The organism is Streptomyces sp. NBC_00358, from assembly GCF_036099295.1.
GTDB lineage: Bacteria > Actinomycetota > Actinomycetes > Streptomycetales > Streptomycetaceae > Streptomyces.
The window spans coordinates 340,496-364,585 of record NZ_CP107976.1 but is presented as its reverse complement, the minus strand read 5'-3'; the positions used below and the strand labels follow the sequence as shown (position 1 = coordinate 364,585).

Genomic DNA, 24,090 nt, shown 5'->3' with positions numbered 1-24,090 from the left:
TCCCTGGCGTGCCCTCCCCCCACTCTCCCCCCACGTCTGTCCCCCTCCCGGAGGTATCCCCCCATGCCCCGTCTCGACGGCGCCTCCCTTCCCCTGACAGCGGCCCAGCGCGAGATCTGGCTTGCCGAGCAGAGTTCCCGGACGCCGATCCCGGGCTACCGCGTCGGCGAGTGCCTGGAGATCCACGGGCCGGTGGACCGGGAGCTGTTCGAGACCGCGCTGCGCCGGGTGGTCGGCGAGGTCGACGCCCTGCACGTGACCTTCGTCGACGGCGGCGAGGGCCCGCGCCAGGTCCTCAGGGAGAGCTGGGACTGGGCTCCGGCCCACCTCGACCTCAGCGGGGAGCCCGACCCCCGGGCGGCGGCCGTGGAATGGATGGAGCGGGACCTGCTGCGCCCGCTGGACCTCGCCCGTGACCCGCTGTTCGGCCATGCGCTGATCAAGGCGTCGCCGACGGAGTACCTCTGGTACCTGAACTACCACCACGTGGTGCTGGACGCGATCAGCAGCTCCATGCTCCGGCAGCGGGTCGGCGAGGTGTACTCGGCACTGGCCGAGGGCGGCGCCGTGCCGCCCTGCCCGTTCGGCTCGCTGCGGGACCTGGTCGACAGCGACGCCGCCTACCGCGCCTCCACCGACTTCGCCGCCGACCGCGCCTACTGGACCGAGCGCTTCGCCGACCTGCCCGCCCCGACCCGGCTCACCGACGCCTCCGCGACCGACCCGCACCGCGCCCTCCGGCTGGCCGAGGAGCGGGAACTGCGCCGCCCCGACGCCCTGCGGGCGGCGGCCGGACGTTCCGGCGTCCGGTGGTCCCGGCTGGTGGTCGCGGCGACGGCTCTCTACGCCCACCGGCTGACCGGCAACCAGGACGTGGTGCTCGCCCTGCCCGTCACCGCCCGTCGGGGCGCCGACCGCGACCTGACGGCGGTGCCGGGCACGACGTCCAACGTGGTGCCGCTGCGGCTGACGGTGCGACCGGACATGCCGTGGCGCGAACTCGTCGCCCAGGCGGCGCGGGAGGTCGAGACGGCCGTCGCGCACGAGCGCTACCGCAGCGAGGACCTGCTGCGGGACCTCGCCGCCCCCGGCAGTATCGGGACGGCGTTCCCGCTGATCGTCAACATCATGGCCTTCAACTCCAGGCCGAGCTTCGCCGGGCACCCGGCCTCCGTGCACCACTTCGTGTCCGGGTCGACCACCGACCTCGCCGTCTGGGTCTTCGACTACCGGGACGGCAACCCGCCGCTGCTCCGGCTGCACGGCTCGCCGGAAGCGTACGGCGACGACGACCTCGCCGCGCACCAGCAGCGGCTGCTCGCCCTGTTCGACGCCGTCGCGGACTGCGACCCGGACGAGCCGGTGGGGCGGATCGAACTGCTCACCGCCGAGGAGCGCCACGAGCTGGCGGTGCTCGGCGCCGGGCCGGTGGCGCCGGCCCCGGCCGCGAGCCTGCCGGAACTGTTCCGGGAGCACGTCCGGGCGACTCCGGAGCTGGTCGCGCTGGTGTGCGGCGACGTCTCGCTGACCTACGCGGAGTTGGACGCGCGGGCGAACCGGCTGGCGCACGCCCTGATCGCGCGGGGTGCGGGGCCGGAGCGGTTGGTGGCGGTGGCGCTGCCGCGCTCGGCGGAGCTGGTGGTGGCGATCCTCGCGGTGCTGAAGACCGGCGCCGCGTATGTTCCGGTCGACCCCGAGTACCCGGCCGCCCGGATCGCGTACCTGCTCGACGACGCGCGGCCGACGCTGGTGGTCACCGACTCCCGCAGCGGGGACCGCCTGCCGGACGGCGGTCCCGTCGACCGGCTGGTGCTCGACGCCCCTGAGACGGCCGCCCTGGTGGCGGATTGCCCGGCGGCCGACCCGATGGTGGCCGTCGACCCGGGTCACCCGGCGTACGTCATCTACACCTCCGGTTCCACCGGCAGGCCCAAGGGCGTGCTGCCGACCCACGGAGGCCTGCTCGACCTGCTCGCCGACCTCCGGCAGGTGCACTTCGCGCCGGTGCTGAAGGCGCGGCAGCGGCTGCGGGTGGCGCTCACCACCTCGGTGTCCTTCGACGCCTCCTGGAACCAGTTGCTCGCCCTGTTCGGGGGCCACGAGCTGCATGTCCTGGAGCACGCGACCTGGACCGACCCCGACGCCTTCGTCGGTTACGCGGCGCGGTGCGGTCTCGACTACATCGAAGCCACCCCGTCCTATCTCCACGTGCTCGTCTCCCACGGGCTGTTGAGTGACCCGCAGCGCCGCCCGGCACTGGTCGCGGTGGGCGGCGAGGCCGTCCCGGAGCGGCTGTGGGAGCAACTGCGGGCGACGGAGGGGGCATCCTGCCTCAACCTCTACGGGCCGTCCGAATGCACCGTCAACTCGGTGGTCGCGCAACTGGGTTCGAGCGCACGCCCGGTGATCGGCCGGCCCGTCACCAACGCCCGGCTGTACGTGCTCGACAGTGCCCTGCGGCCGCTGCCGACCGGTGCGGCGGGTGAGCTGTACATCGCGGGCGCGGGGCTGGCCCGCGGCTACCTCGACCGGCCGGGGCTGACCGCCGGGCGGTTCGTCGCCGACCCGTTCGGGCCGAGCGGGTCGAGGATGTACCGCACCGGGGACCTGGTGCGCTGGGACGAGGCAGGGAACCTGGAGTTCCTCGGCCGCACCGACGACCAGGTCAAGATCCGCGGCTTCCGGGTCGAGCTCGGCGAGATCGAGGCCGTCCTCGCCGAGCACCCGCAGGTCGCCCGGGCCGCCGTGATGGTGCGCACCGAGGGGGAATCCCGGCTGGTCGCCTACGCGGTGCCCGAGCCCGGCGCCACCGTGACCGACACCGCCCTGCGCGACCACCTGCGGGACCGGCTGCCCCGGCAGCTCGTGCCGGCCGCGTACGTGCTGCTGGACGCACTGCCGCTGACCCCGAACGGCAAGCTCGACCGGCGGGCCCTCCCGGCGCCCGAGCGAGCGCCCGCCGCGCCGGGCCGGGCACCGCGCACCGCGACCGAACACCTGCTCGTCGGGCTGTTCGCCGAGGTGCTCGGGGTGTCCGAGCCTGGGCTGGACGACAGCTTCTTCGACCTCGGCGGGCACTCCCTGCTGGCGACCCGACTGGTCGCCCGGGCCCGCTCGATCCTCGGCGTGGAGCTGCGGCTCGGCGACCTGTTCGACGCGCCGACGGTCGCGGAACTGGCGGCGGCGGTGGACGTCGCGGGCCGGGCGCGGCCGGCCCTGCGGCGGTGTGAGCGGCCCGAGACGGTTCCGCTGTCGTTCGCGCAGCGCCGGCTGTGGTTCCTGCACCGCATGGAGGGCCCGAGCGCCACGTACAACATCCCGTTGGCGCTGCGGCTGTCCGGGAACCTGGACCAGCGGGCCCTGGAAGCCGCCTTGGCGGACGTGGTCGAACGGCACGAGAGCCTGCGCACCGTCTTCCCGGTGCTCGACGGCGTGCCCTGCCAGCGGGTGCTGGACCCGGGCGCGGCACGGCCGCGGCTGCGGGTGACCGAAGTGGGCGAGCGTGACCTGCCGGAGCGGCTGGCGGAGGCGGCCCGGCACGGCTTCGAGCTCTCCGAGGAGTCGCCGCTGCGCGCCGAACTGTTCGGGCTCGGCGCCGAGGAGCACGTGCTGCTGCTGGTGGTGCACCACATCGCCGGTGACGGCTGGTCGACGGGGCCGCTCCTGCGGGATCTGACGAGCGCCTACGCGGCCCGTGCCGAGGGGGCGAAGCCTGAGTGGTCGCCGCTGCCGGTCCAGTACGCCGACTACGCCCTCTGGCAGCGGGAACTGCTGGGCGACGGCGCGGGCCCGGGCAGTCTGCTGAACAGTCAACTCGCCTACTGGCGGCATCAGTTGGCGGACCTTCCCGAGCAGGTCGAGCTGCCGTTCGACCGGCCCCGGCCGGCGGCGATGTCCTACCGGGGCGCCCACCTGCCGGTGCGGATCGACGCCGAGCTGCACCAGGGCCTGCGCACGCTCGCCCGGGACGGCGGGGCCAGCCTCTTCATGGTGCTCCAGGCCGGGCTGGCCGCCCTGCTGGGCAAGCTGGGCGCGGGCACCGACGTACCCGTGGGCACGCCGATCGCCGGACGCACCGACGAGGCCGTGGACGACCTGGTCGGCTTCTTCGTCAACACCCTGGTGCTGCGCACCGACCTCTCCGGCGACCCGTCGTTCACCGAACTGCTGGGCAGGGTGCGGGCCGGCGCGCTGGCCGCGTACGCGCACCAGGACGTGCCCTTCGAGCACCTGGTGGAGGCGCTCAACCCGACCCGGACGCTGGCGCACCACCCGCTGTTCCAGACCATGCTCGCCCTGCAGAACGCGCCCCTCGGCACGTTCGACCTGCCGGGATTGCGGGTGGCGACCGACCTGGTCCACACCGGGACGGCCAAGTGCGACCTGACCTTCATCCTGGGCGAACAGCCGGGTGAGGAGGGCCTGTCGGGCGTGGTGGAGTACAGCACCGACCTGTTCGACGAGTCCACCGTGACCGGGATCGTCGAGCGGTGGCTGCGGCTGCTGCGCGCCGTCGTCGCCGACCCCGGCCGACGGATCGGTCAGGTGGACGTGCTGTCCGCCGACGAGCTCCGCGCGCTGTTCCCGGCGCGCACCGACCGGAGCGAGGGGCCGTCGGAGAGCAGCCTGACCGCGCTGTTCGAGCGACAGGTAAGGGCGAACCCGGCCGCCGTCGCCCTCACCGACGGCGAAGTCGCCCTGACGTACGGCGAGTTGAACGCCCGCGCGAACCGGCTCGCGCACGCCCTGATCGACCGGGGGGTGGGGCCGGAGCAGCGCGTGGCGCTGGCCCTGCCGCGCTCGGCGGAGCAGGTCGTGGCGGTGCTCGCCGTGCTGAAGGCGGGCGGCGCCTACCTCCCGGTGGACCCGCAGTACCCGGCCGCCCGGATCGCCTACCTGCTCCAGGACGCCCGGCCCGCGCTCCTCGTGACCACGAGCCGGACCGGCGACCTGCCGGGCGCGGACCCGGTGGACCGGCTGCTGCTGGACACCGCCGACCTCGACGGGCTGCCGGACACCGACCCGGAGGTCGCCCTCGACCCGGGCCACCCCGCCTACGTCATCTACACCTCCGGGTCCACCGGCAACCCCAAGGGCGTGGTGGTCACGCACCGGAACGTGGTGCGGCTGTTCGGCACGACCGAGAAGCTGTTCGGCTTCTCCGCAGAGGACGTCTGGACGCTCTTCCACTCCTACGCCTTCGATTTCTCGGTGTGGGAGTTGTGGGGCCCGCTGCTGCACGGCGGCCGTCTGGTGGTCGTGGACCACGAGACCAGCCGCTCGCCCGGCCGCTTCCGGGAGCTCCTCGCCCGCGAGCGGGTGACCGTGCTCAACCAGACTCCGTCCGCGTTCTACCAGCTGATGCAGGCGGACGCGGAGGCCCCGGAGACCGGCGGCCCGCTCGCGCTGCGCACGGTGGTGTTCGGCGGTGAGGCGCTGGAGCACGCCCGGCTGGCGAGCTGGTACGAGCGGCACCCGGACGACGCGCCGCTGCTGGTCAACATGTACGGCATCACCGAGACCACCGTGCACGTCACGTACGCGGCACTCGACCGGTCCGGCGGCGCCGTCGGCGGGATCGGCACGGCCCTTCCGGACCTGCGGACGTACGTGCTGGACGCCCACCTGCGGCCGGTGGCCCCGGGTGTGCCCGGCGAGCTGTACGTCGCGGGTCCAGGGCCGGCGCGCGGTTACCTGAACCGGCCCGGCCTGACCGCCGGGCGCTTCGTGGCCGACCCGTTCGGACCGCCGGGATCGCGGATGTACCGCAGCGGCGACGTGGTCCGCCGCGCGGCGGACAACAGCCTGCACTACGTCGGCCGGGCCGACCACCAGGTGAAGGTGCGCGGCTTCCGGATCGAGCTCGGCGAGATCGAGGCGGCGCTGGCCGAGCACCCCGGCGTCGCCCAGGTCGCCGTCCTGGCCCGGCAGGACCGGGCCGACGACACCCGGCTGGTCGCGTACCTGGTGCGGGCCGCGGGCGCCGTACCGAGTCCGGCCGACCTGCGCGGGCACCTGCGCGAGCGGTTGCCGGAACACATGGTGCCGTCGGCGTTCGTCGTGCTGGACACGCTGCCGCTGACCGCCAACGGCAAGCTGGACCACCGGGCCCTGCCCGCCCCCGACCTCGCCCCGACGGCCTCCGCCCGCGCGCCGCGCACCCCGCAGGAGCAGGTCCTGTGCGAGCTGTTCGCCGAGGTCCTGGGCGTGGCGTCGGCCGGCGTCGAGGACGGCTTCTTCGACCTGGGCGGGCACTCGCTGCTGGCCACCCGGCTGGCCGCCCGTATCCGCGCGACGCTCGGCGTGGAAATGCCGCTGCGCACCCTGTTCGAGGCGCCGACCCCGGCCGGCCTGGCCGCCGCCCTGGTGGCGGCCGGACCGGCGCAGGCCGCCCTGGCACGGCGCGAACGCCCCGAGGCGATCCCGCTGTCGTTCGCGCAGCGGCGGCTGTGGTTCCTGCACCAGCTGGAGGGCGCCGGCGCGAACTACCACATCTCCCTGGCCTGGCGGCTGTCCGGGGATCTGGACCGGCACGCCCTGGAGTCCGCCGTGGCGGATGTGGTCGAGCGGCACGAGAGCCTGCGCACCGTCTTCCCGGCGGTCGACGGAGTGCCGTACCAGCAGGTGCTGGACGTCGAGGCATCCCGCCCGCGGCTGCTCGTCAGCCGGACCACCGAGGCCGAGCTGCCGAACGTCATGGCGGAAGCGAAGGCCCGTCGGTTCGACCTGGCGGTCGATGCGCCACTGCGTGCCGGGCTGTTCGAGCTGGCGGCGGACGAGCACGTGTTCCAGGTGGTCCTCCACCACATCGCGGGTGACGGCTGGTCGCTGGGCCCGCTCGCGCAGGGCCTGACCACCGCATACGCGGCGCGCCGCCGCGGCGAGGAGCCGCAGTGGGAGGAGCTGCCGGTCCAGTACGCCGACTACACCCTGTGGCAGCACGAGCTGCTCGGCGACGCGGCCGACGGGGACAGCCTGTTCGCCCGCCAGGCGGCCTACTGGACCCGGCAGCTGGCCGATCTGCCCGAGCAGCTCCAGCTTCCCGGCGACCGGCCCCGCCCGGCGGTCGCCTCGCACCGGGGCGGTTCCGTGCGTGCCGGGCTGGACGCCGAGCTGCACCGCGGGCTGCGCGAACTCGCCCGCGCCCACGGCACCAGTCTGTTCATGGTGCTCCATGCCGGTCTTGCCGTGCTGCTGAGCAAGCTCGGCGCGGGCGACGACATCCCGGTCGGCAGCCCGGTCGCGGGCCGTACCGACCAGGCGCAGGACGAGCTGGTCGGCTACTTCGTCAACACCCTGGTGTTCCGTACCGACACCTCGGGCGATCCGACGTTCGCCGAACTGCTGGGCCGGGTCCGGGAGACCGCGCTGGCCGGGTACGCGCACCAGGACCTTCCGTTCGAGTACCTGGTCGAGGCCCTCAACCCGGTCCGGTCGCTGGCGCACCACCCGCTGTTCCAGGTCATGCTGGTGCTGCAGAACGCGCCCCGGGCCGACTTCGCGCCGTCCGGGCTGCGCGTCGGCGACATGCCGTCGACGTCGACCACCGCCAAACTCGACCTGATCTTCACCCTGTCCGAGCGGCACGCACAGGACGGTCCCCCTGGGCCTGGCGGCCCGGGAGGTGCCCCCACCCCGGAGGGGATCGACGCGTTCGTCGAGTACACCGGTGACCTGTACGACCCGGCCACCGTCGAGACGATGATCGAGCGGTGGGAGCGGCTGCTCCGCGCCGTGGTCGCCGACCCGCAGCGGCGGCTCAGCCGGTTCGGCCTGCTCACCGCCGAGGAGCACGGTGAGTTGACGGCGCTGGGTACCGGCCCGGCGGCCCAGGCCTTCACCGAGAGCCTGCCGGAGCTCTTCCGGGCTCAGGTGCGTGCGACTCCGGACGCCGTCGCGCTGGTGGGGCCGGAAGCATCGCTGACCTACGCGGAGTTGGACGCGCGGGCGAACCGGCTGGCGCACGCCCTGATCGCGCGGGGTGCGGGGCCGGAGCGGCTGGTGGCGGTGGCGCTGCCGCGCTCGGCGGAGCTGGTGGTGACGATCCTCGCGGTGCTGAAGACCGGCGCCGCGTACGTTCCGGTCGATCCGGAGTACCCGGCCGCGCGGATCGCGTACATGCTCGACGACACCCGACCGGTCCTGGTGGTGACCGACACCCGCACCCGGGGCCGGCTGCCGGACACCGGTCCCGCCGGATGGCTGGTGGCCGACGCCCCGGAGACGACCGCGCTGGTGGTGGGGTGCCCGTCGACGGACCCTGCGGTGGCCGTCGACCCGGGCCATCCGGCCTACGTCATCTACACCTCCGGTTCCACCGGCAGGCCCAAGGGCGTGCTGGCGACGCACGGTGGCCTGTCCAACCTGTTCGCCGACCAGTGTCCGCTGGTCTTCCGGACGGGGGAGCGGGTGCGGGTGGGGCTGACCACGTCGGTGTCGTTCGACGCCTCCTGCGACCAGATGTTCGCCCTGTACGCCGGCCACGAGCTGCACGTCCTGGACGAGGCGACCTGGACCGATCCGGACGCCTACCTCGCGTACGCGGCGCGGGCCGGGCTGGACACGGTCGGCGGTACCCCGTCCTACCTGCAAGTCCTTGTCGACCACGGCCTGTTGGACAACCCGCGGTGGCGTCCGTCGCTGGTCGGGCTGGGCGGGGAGACCGTTCCGGAGCAACTGTGGGAACGGTTGCGGGCGGCCGACGGCGTGTTCGCCCTGAACTACTACGGGCCGGCCGAGTGCACGGTGGACTCGACCTTCGCACCGCTGGAATCGAGCCCGCGCCAGGTGATCGGCCGACCGCTCGGCGGCGTCCGGTTGCACGTGCTCGACGCCGCGTTGCAGCCGGTTCCCGCGGGTGTGCCGGGTGAGCTGTACATCGCCGGTGCGGGGCTGGCGCGCGGCTACCTGAACCGGCCGGGCCTGACCGCGGGACGGTTCGTGGCGGACCCGTTCGGTCCCGGCGGTTCGCGGATGTACCGCACCGGTGACCTGGCGCGGTGGGGACCGGACGGGAACCTGGAGTTCCTCGGCCGCATCGACGACCAGGTCAAGGTCCGGGGATTCCGGATCGAGCTCGGCGAGATCGAGGCGGCACTGGCGGAACACCCGCAGGTCGCGCAGGCCGCCGTGACCGTCCGGCAGGACCGGGCGGGGGACACCCGCCTGGTCGCCTACCTGGTGCCCGCCACCGGGGCGGAGCTTCGACCGGAAGACCTGCGGGCGCACCTGCGCGAGCGGCTGCCCGACTACATGGTGCCGGCCGCGTTCGTCGCCCTCGACGTGCTGCCGCTGAACGCCAGCGGCAAGTTGGACCGGCGCGCCCTGCCCGAGCCCGAGTACGCGGCGTCGCGGGGTGGCCGGGCCCCGCACACTCCGCAGGAACAGGTACTGGCCGAGCTGTTCGCCGAGGTACTGGGTCTGCCTCAGGTCGGTGTCGACGACGACTTCTTCGACCTCGGCGGGCATTCCCTGCTGGCCACCCGGTTGGTGGCCCGGGTCCGTGCGGCCCTGGGCGTGGAACTGGCGCTGCGCACCCTGTTCCAGACCCCGACGGTGGCCGGGCTGGCCGCCGGGCTGGGCGGCGCGGACCGGGCCCGGCTCGCCCTGGGGCGGGCGGAGAGGCCCGTGGGGGCACCCTCGGCCGAAGGCCGGGGGATGGTGCCGCTGTCGTCCGCTCAGCGGAGGCTGTGGTTCCTGCGCCAGCTGGAGGGCGCCGACTCGGTCTACAACATGCCGCTCGCGTGGCGGCTCTCGGGGCCACTGGACCTGGCGGCCCTGGAGGCGGCGCTGGGCGACGTCGTCGACCGGCACGAAACCCTGCGCACGGTCTTTCCGGCCGTGGACGGAGTGCCCCACCAGCAGGTGCTGGCCACCGCGGAGGCGTGCCCGAGGCTGTCGGTCACCACGGCCGACGAGACGGACCTGCCGGAACTGCTGGCGGGGGCCGCGGCGCGCGGATTCGACCTCGCGGCCGAACCGCCGCTGCGCGCCGAGGTGTTCGAGGTTTCGGCGGACGAGCACGTGCTGCTCCTGGTGATGCACCACATCGCCGGTGACGGCTGGTCGCTGGGCCCGCTGGCCGCCGACCTGGCCACCGCGTACGCGGCACGCCGCCAGGGCGAGGAACCGGGGTGGGCACCGCTGCCGGTGCAGTACGCCGACTACACCCTGTGGCAGCAGGAGCTGCTCGGCGACCCGGCCGACCAGGACAGCCTCTTCGCCCGCCAGCAGGCCTACTGGACCGAGCAGTTGGCCAACCTGCCGGAGCAGATCCGGCTCCCCGCCGACCGCCCTCGCCCCGCGACCCCCTCCTACGCCGGCGGCCACCTCGCGATCGAACTGGACGCCGAACTGCACGCCGGGCTGATCCGGCTGGGCCGGGAGCACGGCGCCAGCGTGTACATGGTGCTGCAGGCCGCCCTGGCATCGCTGCTGGACAAGCTCGGCGCGGGAACGGACATCCCGGTCGGCAGCCTGATCGCGGGCCGGACCGACGAGGCCCTGGACGACCTCGTCGGATTCTTCGTCAACACCCTGGTGCTCCGCACGGACACCGGTGGCGACCCGACCTTCGCCGAGCTCCTCGGCCGGGTCCGCGAGGGCGCGCTGGCCGCGTACGCACACCAGGACCTGCCGTTCGAGCATGTTGTCGAGGCCCTCAACCCGTCCCGGTCGCTCACCCGTCAGCCGCTGTTCCAGGTGCTGCTCGCGCTGCAGAACGTGCCCCGCACCGAGTTCGCGCTGGACGGTCTGGCCGCTGAGATCGTCCTGGTGCGGACGCCGACGGCGATGTTCGACCTCGGTTTCCACCTGCTGGAGCGCGGTGGCACCGGCGGGCCGGCCGAGGGCATCGTCGGGCGGGTCGAGTACAGCACCGACCTCTTCGACCCCGCCATGGTGGAGGCACTGGTCGCCCGGTGGCTGCGTCTGCTGGCTTCGGTGGTCGCCGAACCGGACCGGCCGCTGAGCCGGATCGACGTCCTCACCGCCGAGGAACGGCACGAGCTGCTGGTCGTACGCAACGACACCGCCTGCCCGGCTCCCGATGCCGGCCTGCCCGCTCTGTTCGAGGCGCAGGTCCGGGCGACCCCGGAGGCTCCGGCGGTGGTGTTCGAGGACATCGTGCTGACCTACCGGGAGCTGAACCGAAGGGCCAACCGCCTGGCGCACGCGCTGATCGCGCGCGGGGTGGGGCCGGAGCAGGTCGTCGCCCTGCGGCTGCCGAGGTCGACCGAGCTGGTGGTCGCCGTCCTCGCGGTCCTCAAGACGGGTGCGGCGTACCTGCCGGTCGATCCGGACTATCCGGCCGCCCGCATCACGTACATGCTGGACGACGCCCGGCCGGCCGTGGTGCTCGACGACCTCGCGGCCGTCACACCGGACGGGCACCTGCCGGAGCACGATCCGGCCGTCGCCGTGGACCCGCGGCACCCGGCCTACGTCATCTACACCTCGGGCTCCACCGGCAGGCCCAAGGCCGTGGTGATGCCCGCCGCCGGGCTGCTGAACCTGCTGGCGTGGCACCACAGGTCCGTCGGTGGCGAACTCGGCACGCGTACCGCGCAGTTCACCGCGATCAGCTTCGACGTCTCCGTACAGGAGACGCTCTCCGCGCTGCTGTACGGCAAGACCCTCGTGGTGCCGACCGAGGAGCAGCGCCGCAGCGCCGAGCTGTTCGCCCGCTGGCTGGACCGGCACGGGGTCGAGGAGCTGTTCGCGCCCAACCTGGTGGTCGAGGCGCTGGCCGAGGCCGCCGAGGAGGCCGGGCTGGAACTGCCCGGCCTGCGGCTGGTCGCCCAGGCCGGTGAGGCGATGCGCCTCGGCGGTGCCGTGCGCCGCTTCCAGACCCGCCGGCCGGGCCGGGAGCTGCACAACCACTACGGGCCCGCCGAGACCCATGTGATCACCGCCTACCCGCTGCCGGCCGACCCCGCCGACTGCCCGCTGCCGGTGCCGATCGGCCGCCCGATCGCCAACTGCCAGGCATACGTGCTGGATTCGGCGCTGCGACCGGTGGCCCCCGGCGTGCTGGGTGAGCTGTACCTCGCCGGGGCGGGACTCGCCCGCGGCTACCTGAACCGGCCCGGGCTCACCGCCACGCGATTCGTCGCCAACCCGTACGGTCCGGCCGGCGCGCTGATGTACCGCACCGGCGACCTGGTCCGCTGGCGCGCCGACGGAGAGCTGGAGTTCGCGGGCCGGGTGGACCACCAGGTGAAGATCCGCGGGTTCCGGGTCGAGCCGGGCGAGATCGAGGCCGAGCTGGCCGCGCACCCGGGTGTCGCCCAGGTCGCGGTGCTCGTCCGGGAGGACCGGATCGTCGCGTACGTCGTCCCGTCGGCCGGGGCCGGGGCTGCCCCGGCGACGCTGTCGCCCTATCTGCGCGAGCGGCTGCCGGACTACATGGTCCCGTCCGCGTTCGTCCTGCTCGACGCGCTGCCGCTGACGCCGAACGGGAAGCTGGACCGGGCGGCGCTGCCCGCGCCCGAGCCGGGCACGACCGTCGGCGGCCGGGCGCCGCGCACGCCGCAGGAGCAGATCCTGTGCGAGCTGTTCGCCGAGGTGCTGGGCGTGCCGCGGGTCGGGGTCGACGACGGCTTCTTCGACCTGGGCGGGCACTCCCTGCTCGCCACCCGGCTGGTCTCGCGGGTCCGGGCGACCCTCGGGGTCGAGCTGGAACTGCGCAGCCTGTTCCGGGCGCCGACACCCGCCGGGCTCGCGGCCGGGCTGCACGACGCCGGCACCGCGCGGCAGGCCCTGGTACCCCGGCCCCGCCGCGATCCGATGCCTCTGTCGTTCGCACAGCGACGGCTCTGGTTCCTCCAGCAGTTCGGGGCGCCGAGCGCGACCTACCACATGCCGCTCGCCCTGCAGCTGTCCGGCGACCTCGACCGGACCGCGCTGAGCGCCGCGCTCGCGGACGTGGTGGCCCGGCACGAGACCCTGCGCACGGTCTTCCCGCACACCGCCGGAGTCCCGTACCAGCGGGTGCTGGACGCCGACGAGGCCGCCGTCCCGCTGACCGTACGCGCGGCAGGTGAGGCGGAGGTGCCCGCCCTGCTGCGCGAGGCGGCGGTACGGGCGTTCGACCTGACCTCGGAAGTACCGCTGCGGGCGAAGCTGTTCGCGCTCGCGCCGGACGAGCACGTGCTGCTGCTGGTGATGCACCACATCGTCGGGGACGGCTGGTCCATGGGCCCGCTGGCCCGTGACCTGGCCACCGCCTACACCACCCGGCAGGGTGGCGGGGCTCCGGCATGGCCGCCGCTGCCGGTCACCTACGGCGACTACACCCTGTGGCAGCACGAGGTCCTCGGCGACGAGCACGACACGGACAGCGTGTTCGCCCGCCAGGTCACGTACTGGACCGAGGCGCTGGCCGGGCTGCCCGAGCAGCTTCAGCTGCCTGCCGACCGACCGCGCCCGGCCGTCATGTCGTACGGCGGCGACCTGCTGGAACTCCGGCTCGACGCCGAACTGCACGCGGCCCTGGTGGAGTTGGCCCGAAGGTCGGGAGCCACCCTGTTCATGGTGCTGCAGGCGGCGCTGGCGGCGCTGTACACGCGGCTGGGCGCGGGCACGGACATCCCGATCGGGTCTCCGATCGCGGGGCGTACCGACGAGGCGCTGGACGAGCTGGTCGGGTTCTTCATCAACACGCTGGTGCTGCGCACCGACACCAGCGGTGATCCGAGTTTCGCCGAGCTGCTGGGTCGGGTGAGGGAGACGGCGCTGTCGGCGTACGCGCACCAGGACGTGCCCTTCGAGCACCTGGTGGAGGCGCTGAACCCGTCCCGCTCGCTGTCCCATCACCCGCTGTTCCAGACCGGTCTTGTCGTGCAGAACGCGCCGGGCGGCGACTTCGAGCTGCCGGGTCTCCAGGTCTCCGGGGTGACCGTACTCACCGGGACCGCGCGGCTCGACCTGACCTTCGGGTTCGCGGAGGAGCACGGGCCCGACGGCGCGCCGGCCGGGATCGGCGGTGCGGTCGAGTACAGCACCGACCTGTTCGACCGCTCGACGGTCGAGGCCCTGGTCGCCCGGTGGACCAGGCTGCTGGCCGCGGTCGCCGCCGCGCCCGACCGGCCGATCGGCGGGATCGACCTGCTGTTCGCCGAGGAGCGCCGCGAGCTGCTGCCCGCCGTCCAGGACGGGGCGGCCGGGGGGAGCCTGCCGGAGCTGTTCGCGGCGCAGGTGACGGCGACGCCGGACGCGGTCGCGCTCGTCTGCGGTGATGTCGAGGTGACGTACCGTCAACTCGACGCTCGGGCCAACCGTTTCGCGCACGCGCTGATCGCCCGGGGCGTCGGTCCGGAGCAGGTCGTGGCGGTGGCGTTGCCGCGGTCGGTGGAGTCGGTGGTGGCGGTCCTGGGCGTGCTGAAGGCCGGGGCCGCGTACCTGCCGGTGGATCCGGGGTACCCGGCGGCACGGATCGCGTTCATGCTGGACGACGCGCGGCCCGCCGTGGTGGTCGACGATCCGGCGCTGGTGACCGAGGCTTCCGGTCGGCCGGAGACCGATCCGGATGTAGTGGTGGACGTCCGGCACCCGGCCTACGTGATCTACACCTCGGGCTCGACCGGCCGCCCGAAGGGCGTCATGGTGAGCCACACCGGCGTGTCGGGCCTGGTGGCGGCGCAGGTCGAGAGGCTCGGCGTGGCGCCGGGCAGCCGGGTGCTCCAGTTCGCCTCGCCCAGCTTCGACGCGTCGTTCTGGGACCTGTGCGGCGCCCTGCTCACCGGTGCCGCCCTCGTCCTGGCCCCGTCCGAGGTCCCGCTGGAGGCCCTGACGGACCGTCGGCTCGACGTCACCCACGTGACGCTTCCGCCCTCGGCGCTGGCCGCGCTGGAGAGCTCCGACCTCACGGCCACCACCCTGGTGGTGGCCGGTGAGGCCTGCACGTCGGAGCTGGTGGCCCGGTGGGCGCCGGGCCGGCGGATGATCAACGCGTACGGTCCGACGGAGACGACGGTGTGCGCGACCATGAGCGACCCGCTGTCCCCGGGACGCGGTGTACCGCCGATCGGCCGATCGGTCGCGGGCTTCCGGGTGTACGTCCTCGACGAGCGGCTGCGCATCGTGCCGCCGGGGGTGGCGGGGGAGTTGTACGTCGCCGGCCCCGGTCTGGCGCGCGGCTACCTGAACCGGCCGGGCCTGTCGGCCGGGCGGTTCGTCGCCTGCCCGTTCGGGTCCGGTGAGCGCATGTACCGCACCGGGGACGTGGTGCGCCGGCGCAACGACGGCGAGCTGGAATATGTCGGCCGTGCCGACGACCAGGTGAAGGTGCGCGGCTTCCGCATCGAGCCCGGCGAGGTCGAGGCGGCGCTGGCCGAGCACCCCGCCGTCGCCCAGGCCGCCGTCCTCGCCCGGGACGACCGGCTCATCGGCTACGTCGCGGCCCGTCCCGGCACGGTCGTACGTCCGGCGGAGCTGGCGGGGTACCTGCGTGGCAGGCTGCCCGACTACCTGGTACCGGCTGTCTTCGTGGTGCTGGACATGCTGCCGCTGACGCCGAGCGGGAAGCTGGACCGGGCGGCACTGCCCGCTCCCGATCGCGGCTCGGCCGAGGCCGGGCGGGCGCCGCGCACGCCGCAGGAGCAGATCCTGTGCGAGCTGTTCGCCGAGGTGCTGGGCGTGCCGCGCGTCGGGCTCGACGACGACTTCTTCGATCTGGGCGGGCACTCGCTGCTCGCCACCCGGCTGGCCGCGCGGGTGCGCTCGGTGCTCGGCGTGGAGGTGGCGCTGCGCGCGCTGTTCCAGGCGCCCACCGTGGCCGGCCTGGCCGAGGCGCTGGGCGGGGCAGGCCACGCCCGCCCGGCGCTGACCACGCACGAGCGGCCGGAGGCGGTGCCGCTGTCCTTCGCCCAGCGCCGACTCTGGTTCCTGCACCGCATGGACGGCACCGCCGCGACGTACCACATCCCGCTGGCGCTCCGGCTGACCGGGACGCTCGACCATGGGGCGCTGGACGAGGCGCTGGCCGACGTGGTGGCACGGCACGAGAGCCTGCGGACGGTCTTCCCTGAGGTCGACGGCGTACCCTGCCAGCTCGTCCTCGACCCGGCCGAGGCCAGGCCCCGGGCGCGGCTGACCGAGGTGTCGGAGGCCGAACTGTTCGAGCAGCTCGCCGAGTTCGCACGACAGCCCTTCGACCTGGAGGCCGAAGCACCCCTGCGGGCGGAGCTGTTCGTCCTCGCGCCGGACGAGCACGTGCTGCTGCTGGTGATGCACCACATCGCCGGGGACGGCTGGTCCACCGGCCCGCTGGCCCGCGACCTGGCCGAGGCGTACGCCGCCCGGTGCGAGGGGCGCGCGCCGCAGTGGCCGGTCCTGCCGGTGCAGTACGCGGACTACACGCTGTGGCAGCGCGACCTGCTCGGCGACGCCGCAGACCCTCAGAGCCGGTTCGCCGAGCAGCTCGACTACTGGAAGCGTCAGCTGTCCGACCTGCCGGAGCTGCTCCAACTGCCCGCCGACAGGCCGAGGCCGGCCGTCGCCGGCTGGCGCGGGGACCACGTCGGCCTGGAGCTGAGCCCCGAACTGCACGCATCCCTGGTGGAGTTGGCCCGAAAGTCGGGCGCGAGCCTGTTCATGGTGCTGCAGGCGGCGCTGGCGGCGCTGTACACGCGGCTGGGTGCGGGCACGGACATCCCGATCGGGTCTCCGATCGCGGGGCGTACCGACGAGGCGCTGGACGATCTGGTCGGGTTCTTCGTGAACACGCTGGTGCTGCGCACCGACACGAGCGGCGATCCGTCGTTCGCCGAGCTGCTGGGGCGGGTGCGGGAGACGGCGCTGTCGGCATACGCGCACCAGGACGTGCCCTTCGAGCACCTGGTGGAGGCGCTGAACCCGTCCCGCTCGCTGTCCCATCACCCGCTGTTCCAGACCATCCTCGCGGTGCAGAACGCTCCGATGGGCCGGTTCTCCCTGCCCGGTCTGGACGTCGCCACCTACGCGGTGGCCACCGGGACCGCCAAGTTCGACCTCGGTGTGAGCCTCGTCGAACAGTTCGGTCCGGACGGCGGTCCGGCGGGGATCGTCGGCGCGGTGGAGTACGCCACCGACCTGTTCGACCGCTCGACGGTCGCGGCGCTCGCCAGGCGCTGGACGCGTCTTCTGGAGGCGGTCACCGCCGACCCGGACCGGTCGATCGGACGGATCGAGCTCCTCGACGCCGACGAGCGGCACCGTTTGCTGGAGCAGGGCAACGCGACCGCCCGCGAGGTGGCGGCCGTCCCGGTGCCGCAGGCGTTCGCGGCACAGGTCGCGGCGACACCGGACGCCCTCGCGCTGGTGTGCGGCGACACCGAGTTGACGTACCGTCAACTCAACGTCCGGGCGAACCGGTTCGCGCACGCGCTGATCGCCCGGGGCGTCGGGCCGGAGCAGACCGTGGCCGTGGCCCTGCCGCGCTCGGTGGAGTCCGTGGTGGCCGTCCTGGGCGTGCTGAAGGCCGGGGCCGCGTACCTGCCCGTGGATCCGGCGTACCCGCCGGCGCGGATCGCTTACATGCTGGATGACGCCCGGCCGGCCCTGATGGTCGACGACCCGGCGCTGGTGACCGAGGTGTCCGCCTGGCCGGACACCGATCCCGTGGTCGCGCTCGACGTCCGGCACCCGGCCTACGTGATCTACACCTCGGGCTCGACCGGCCGCCCCAAGGGCGTGGTGGTCGGCCACGGCGGCGTCGCGAGCCTGGTCGCCGCACAGATCGAGCGGTTCGCGATCGAACCCGACAGCCGGGTGCTCCAGTTCGCCTCACCCAGCTTCGACGCCTCGGTGTCGGAGATCTACACCGCCCTGCTGCGCGGCGCGGCCCTGGTGCTGCCCCCGACGGCGGACCCGGTCGCGGCGCTGACCGACCGGGACCTCGCGGTCACCCACGTGACCGTGCCCCCGTCCGTCCTCGCCGCCGTGCCGGAGGGCTCGGTGCAGGTGCCGACGCTGGTGGTGGCGGGTGAGGCGTGCCCGCCGGAACTGGTGGACCGCTGGGCGCCCGGACGCCGGATGATCAACGCGTACGGTCCGACCGAGACCACGGTGTGCGCGACCATGAGCGCCCCGCTGTCCCCGGGGACGGGCGTCCCGCCGATCGGCCGTCCCATCGCCAACACCCGGGTCTACGTGCTGGACGAGCGGCTGCGGCCGGTGCCGACGGGCGTGGCAGGGGAGCTGTACGTCGCGGGTGCGGGTCTGGCGCGCGGCTACCTGAACCGGCCGGGCCTGTCGGCCGGGCGGTTCGTCGCCTGCCCGTTCGGGTCCGGTGAGCGCATGTACCGCACCGGAGACCTGGTGCGCCGGCGCAACGACGGCGAGCTGGAGTACGTCGGCCGTGCCGACGACCAGGTGAAGGTGCGCGGCTTCCGCATCGAGCCCGGCGAGGTCGAGGCGGCGCTGGCCGAGCACCCCGCCGTCGCCCGGGCCGCCGTCCTCGCCCAGGACGACCGGCTCATCGGCTACGTCGTCCCGCACCAGGGCGAGGCCCGGGACAGTGGCCTGGAAGCGGACCACGTGGGCGAGTGGCAGGACATCTACGACGCCCTGCCCATCACCCCCGAGGAAGCCGGCTTCGGCCAGAACTTCGTCGGCTGGAACAGCAGTTACGACGCGAGTCCGATCCCCGTCGAGCAGATGCGTCAGTGGCGGGACGCCACCGTGGCCCGCATCCTGGCCCTGCGCCCCCGCCGGGTGCTGGAGGTCGGCGTCGGCACCGGACTGCTGCTCTCGCAGATCGCATCGCACTGCGAGACGTACTGGGCGACGGACTTCTCCGCCACGGCGGTCGACGCGCTGACCGCGCAGGTCGGCCGACAGGACGACCTGGCCGAGCGTGTGGTGCTGCAGACCCGCCCGGCGCACGACACCGAGGGCCTGCCGGCCGGGTGGTTCGACACCGTCGTGATCAACTCGGTGGTGCAGTACTTCCCGTCCGCCGACTACCTCGCGGACGTGATCGGGAAGCTGATGCGGCTGCTCGCCCCCGGCGGCACGCTCTTCGTCGGCGACGTCCGCAACCTGCGGCTGCTGCGCCCGCTGGCCACCGCGGTCCAGCTGCACCGCACCGCTGCCGACGGTGACCTCGCGGCGGTGCGCCGCGCGGTGGAGCAGGCCGTCAGGGTGGAGAAGGAACTCCTGGTCGACCCGGACTTCTTCACCGTCCTGCGGGAGCACGGCACGGACATCGGCGCGGTGGCCGTGGAGGTCAAGCGCGGCCGTCACCACAACGAACTGACCCGCTACCGCTACGACGTGACGCTGCACAAGGCACCGGTCGTTCCGGCGGCCCCGCGCCGGACGGTCGAGCTGGAGTGGGGACACCGGCTCGCCGGACTGGCCGAGCTGCGCGAACTCCTCGCCCAGCCGCCCGCCGACGTGCTGCGGATCACCGGAGTACCGAACCGTCGGGTGCTGCGCGAGGCCGCCCTTTCCCGGGCACTGCAGAACGGCGACGGCTCGCTCGCCCAACTGCTGGAGCGGCTGCACGGCCCGGAGGAGAGCGAACTCCCCGACCCCGAGGACTTCCGGGCCCTCGGGCTGGAGTTCGACCGCTGGGTGGGCGTCACCTGGTCGGCCACCGTGGCCGACGCCTTGGACGTCGTCTTCGCCGGCCCGCGGGCGCATCACGGCTCCCCGGCCGAGCCGTACCGGTCGGCCCGGACCGCCGGCACGCCGCTGTCGTCGCTGACCAACCGCCCGACCGGCAACCGGGGCACCGGCGCCCTCATCGGCGAACTCCGCGAATGGCTGCGCGGGCGACTGCCCGACTACCTGATCCCGTCGGCGTTCGTGGCGCTGGAGACGTTGCCGCTGACGGCCAGCGGCAAGCTCGACCGCCGCGCGCTGCCCGCGCCCGACCCGGGCCCGGCCGGAGCCGGGCGGGCGCCGCGGACCCCGCAGGAACAGCTCCTCGCCGAGCTGTTCGCCGAGGTGCTCGGCCTGGCCCAGGTCGGTGTCGAGGACAGCTTCTTCGACCTGGGCGGACACTCACTGCTGGCGACCCGCCTGGCCTCCCGCGTCCGGGCGACCCTCGGCGCGGAGCTAGAGGTCCGGACTCTGTTCGAGACGCCGACCGTGGCCGGACTGGCGGCCCGCCTCGACGGCTCCGGCACGGCCCGGCCCACGCTGACCGCCCGGCCGCGACCCATGGGGGCACCCCCGGCCGAAGGCTGGGGGAAGGTCCCACTGTCCTTCGCCCAACGCCGCCTGTGGTTCCTGCACCGGATGGACGGGCCGAGCGCCACCTACAACATGCCGCTCGCGTTGAGCCTGACCGGCGAACTCGACCGCCCGGCCCTGCACGCCGCGCTCGCGGACGTGATCGCCCGGCACGAGAGCCTGCGGACGGTCTTCCGCGAGACGGACGGTGTGCCGTACCAGGTCGTGCTGAGCGCCTCACAGGCGCACCCGGAGCTGCCGGTGGTCGAGCTCGACGAGAGCCGGCTGGCCGGGCGGCTGGCGCGGACGGCCCGGCGAGGCTTCGACCTGGCGGCGGAGCCGCCGGTCCGGGCGGAGCTGTACGCGCTCGCCCCCGACCGGCACGTGCTGCTGGTCGTGGTGCACCACATCGCCGCCGACGGCTGGTCGATGGGGCCGCTCTCCGGTGACCTCGCGGCGGCCTACACGGCGCGCTGCCGTGGCGAGGAACCGCGGTGGGCCCCGCTGCCGGTGCAGTACGCCGACTACACCTGCTGGCAACGCGACCTGCTCGGCGACACCGCCGACCCGGACAGCCTGTTCGCCCGGCAACTGGCCTACTGGAAGGACGAACTGGCGGGCATTCCGCAGCAGGTGCAGCTGCCCGCCGACCGGCCCCGGCCGCCGGTGGCCTCCCAGCGGGGCAGCCGGGTCGTGGTCCGGCTGGACCCCGAACTGCACCAGGCACTGCGGGACCTGGCCGCCGGGCGCGGCGCCAGCATGTTCATGGTGCTCCAGGCGGGCCTCGCCGCGCTGCTCACCCGGCTCGGTGCCGGCACGGACATCCCCGTGGGCAGCCCGATCGCCGGCCGCACCGACCAGGCGCTGGACGACCTCGTCGGCTTCTTCGTCAACACCCTGGTGCTGCGCACCGACACGAGCGGCGATCCCGGCTTCGCCGAACTGCTCGGCCGGGTGCGGCAGAAGGCGCTCGCCGCCTACGACCACCAGGACGTGCCGTTCGAGTACCTGGTCGAAGTGGTCAACCCGGCCCGTTCGCTGTCGCACCACCCGCTGTTCCAGATCATGCTGGCCCTGCAGAACGCGCCGGTGGGCGAGTTCGCCCTGCCGGGTCTGGAGACCGGCCACCTGGAGGCGTCGACCGGGACCTCGCGGGTCGACCTGACGTTCAGCCTGGCCGAGCAGTTCCGCCCGGACGGCGACCCCGACGGCCTGGTCGGCGCGGTGGAGTACGCCACCGACCTGTTCGACCCGGCCACCGTGGAGCTGCTGTTCGAGCGTTGGGCGCGGCTGCTGCGCGCGGTGGTCGCCGACCCCGGCCGGCCGATCAGCCGGATCGACATCATGTCGGGCGAGGAACGCCGACGGCTGCTGTCCCGGTCCACCGGCGCCGCGGTCGAGCTGCCCGAGGCCGCGCTGCCGGAGCTGTTCGCCCGCCAGGTGCGCGCCACCCCGGACGCGGTGGCCGTCGTGGCGGGCGCCACCGAGCTGACCTACCGGGAACTCGACCAGCGGTCCAACCGCCTCGCGCGGGCACTGATCCGCCAGGGCGTACGACCGGAGACACCGGTCGCGGTGCTGCTGGACCGCTCGGCGGACCTCGTCGTGGCGCTCCTGGCGATCATCAAGGCGGGAGGCGCCTACGCGCCCCTCGACTCGCGGTTCCCGCAGTCCCGGATCGACCTGATCCTCCAGGAGGCCGGGGCTGCCCTGGTGCTCACCGAGGACGTGCTGACCGCGTCGATCGAGGGCGAGCCCGACTCGTCCGACATCGAAGTACGCTGCGACCAGCGGCAGTTGGCGTACGTGATGTACACCTCCGGCTCGACCGGCCGGCCCAAGGGCGTGGCCGTCACCCACCGCGACGTGGTGGGCCTCGCGCTCACCCCCGAGTACCACGGCGGCGGACACGAGCGGGTGCTCATGCACTCCCCGACCGCCTTCGACCTCTCGACCTACGAGCTGTGGGTGCCGCTGCTCAATGGCGGCCGGGTCGTGGTCGCACCGCCCGAGCGGCTCGACCTCGACCTGCTCCAGCACACGATCAGCACCCACGGCGTGACCGGACTGTGGCTGACGGCCGGCCTGTTCCGCCTGGTCGCCGAGGAGCGGCCGGCCCTGCTCGCGGGGGTCCGCGAGGTGTGGACCGGTGGTGACGTGGTCTCCCCGGCCGCCGTCGCACGGGTGCTGGAGGCCTGCCCCGGCATCGAGGTGGTCAACGGCTACGGGCCCACCGAGGCCACGACCCTGGCCACCTGCCACCCGGTGCACAGCCTCCCCGAGAACGCCGCGACCGTGCCGATCGGCGGGCCGATGGCGAACATGCGCGCCTACGTCCTCGACGACCGCCTGCGGCCGGTGCCCACCGGCCTGGTCGGCGACCTGTACCTCGCGGGGACGGGCGTGGCCCGCGGCTACCTCGGCCGACCCGGCCTGACGGCGGAGCGCTTCACCGCCGACCCGTACGGGCCGCCCGGGAGCCGGATGTACCGCACCGGCGACCTGGCGTGGTGGCCGGCCGACGGCACACTGGAGTTCGCCGGACGGACCGACCACCAGGTCAAGCTCCGCGGCCTGCGGATCGAGCCCGGCGAGATCGAGGCGATCCTCGCGAGCTGCCCGGGCGTCGCCCAGGCGGCCGTCGTCGCCCGCGAGGACCGGCCCGGCGACAAGCGGCTGGTGGCCTACCTGGTGCCCGCCCCCGAGGGCGTGCCCGAGGCGGGCGAGCTCTCCGGGCGACTGCGCCGTGACCTGCCCGACTACATGGTGCCGTCGGCGTTCGTCATCCTGGACACGCTGCCGTTGACCGCCAACGGCAAGCTGGACCGGGCCGCCCTGCCCGCCCCCGAGTACGGGGCGCAGGGCACCGGACGCGGCCCCCGGACGCCGAGGGAGCAGCTGCTGTGCGGCCTCTTCGCCGAGGTCCTCGGCCGGGAACAGGTGCACATCGACGACAACTTCTTCGATCTGGGCGGGCACTCGCTGTTGGCCGCCCGCCTGGCCTCCCGCGTCCGCGAGACCCTCGGCCTGGAGCTCGGCCTGCGCATGCTGTTCGAGGCGCCGACCGTGGCCGGTCTCACCGAGCGCCTGGTCATGGACGACCCCGCCGACGCGCTGGACGTGGTGCTGCCGCTGCGTTCGACCGGGACCGGCACGCCGCTGTTCTGCATCCACCCCGGCGGCGGCATCAGCTGGTCGTACAGCGGGCTCCTGAACCACATCGGTCCCCAGCACCCGGTCTACGCGATCCAGGCGCGCGGCCTGGGCCGGCCCGAACCCCTGCCGACGTCCTTCGAGGAGATGGCGGCCGACTACGTCGACCAGATCCGCAAGATCCAGCCAGAGGGCCCGTACCTGCTGCTCGGCTGGTCGGCCGGCGGGCTGATCGCCCACGCGGTCGCCTGTGAGCTGCAGGTGCGCGGCGGGCGGACCGCGTTGCTGGCCATCCTCGACGCGTATCCGGTGAAGGACGTGCAGTTCGAGGAGATGCCCGTGCCCACCGAGCGGGACGTGCTCGTCGGTGTGCTCGACGTCGACCCGGACGAGCTGGGCGACCGGGAGCTGACCTACGCCGAGGTCGCCGAGGTCCTGAACCGGCGGGGCAGCGCGCTGCAGGGCCTGACGGAGCAGCAGATCGAGGTCATCGTCCACATCATGATCAACAACGCGAGGCTGGCGGTCGCCTTCGTCCCCGCCGGGTTCGACGGCGACCTGCTGCTGTTCAACTCGACGATCGACCGCGACGGGGACGACGCCGGGCCCGCGACCTGGCGCCCGTACATCGCGGGCCGGATCGAATCGCACGAGATCACCACCCGGCACAACCGGATGACCGAAGCCGGCTCGCTGGCCCAGATCGGACCGATCCTGGCCGCCCGCCTCGCCGAGGTCGCCGGTGACACCCCAACCCACCACCAGGAGGACTGATTC

At 73.8% G+C, this 24,090-nt stretch carries 1 protein-coding gene; it reads left to right on the top strand.

Features of this window, described 5'->3' with window-relative positions; genetic code table 11:
• The first annotated feature begins 63 nt into the window (after window positions 1–63).
• Complete coding sequence (locus OHT01_RS01660; protein ID WP_328551276.1) at window positions 64–24,087, top strand: non-ribosomal peptide synthase/polyketide synthase; 24,024 nt, start codon at window positions 64–66, stop codon at window positions 24,085–24,087.
• Window positions 24,088–24,090: the final 3 nt, after the last annotated feature.

Coding starts and splice junctions, on each gene's coding strand:
- OHT01_RS01660 (WP_328551276.1), top strand. CDS start 64: ATGCCCCGTCTCGACGGCGCCTCCCTTCCCCTGACAGCGGCCCAGCGC.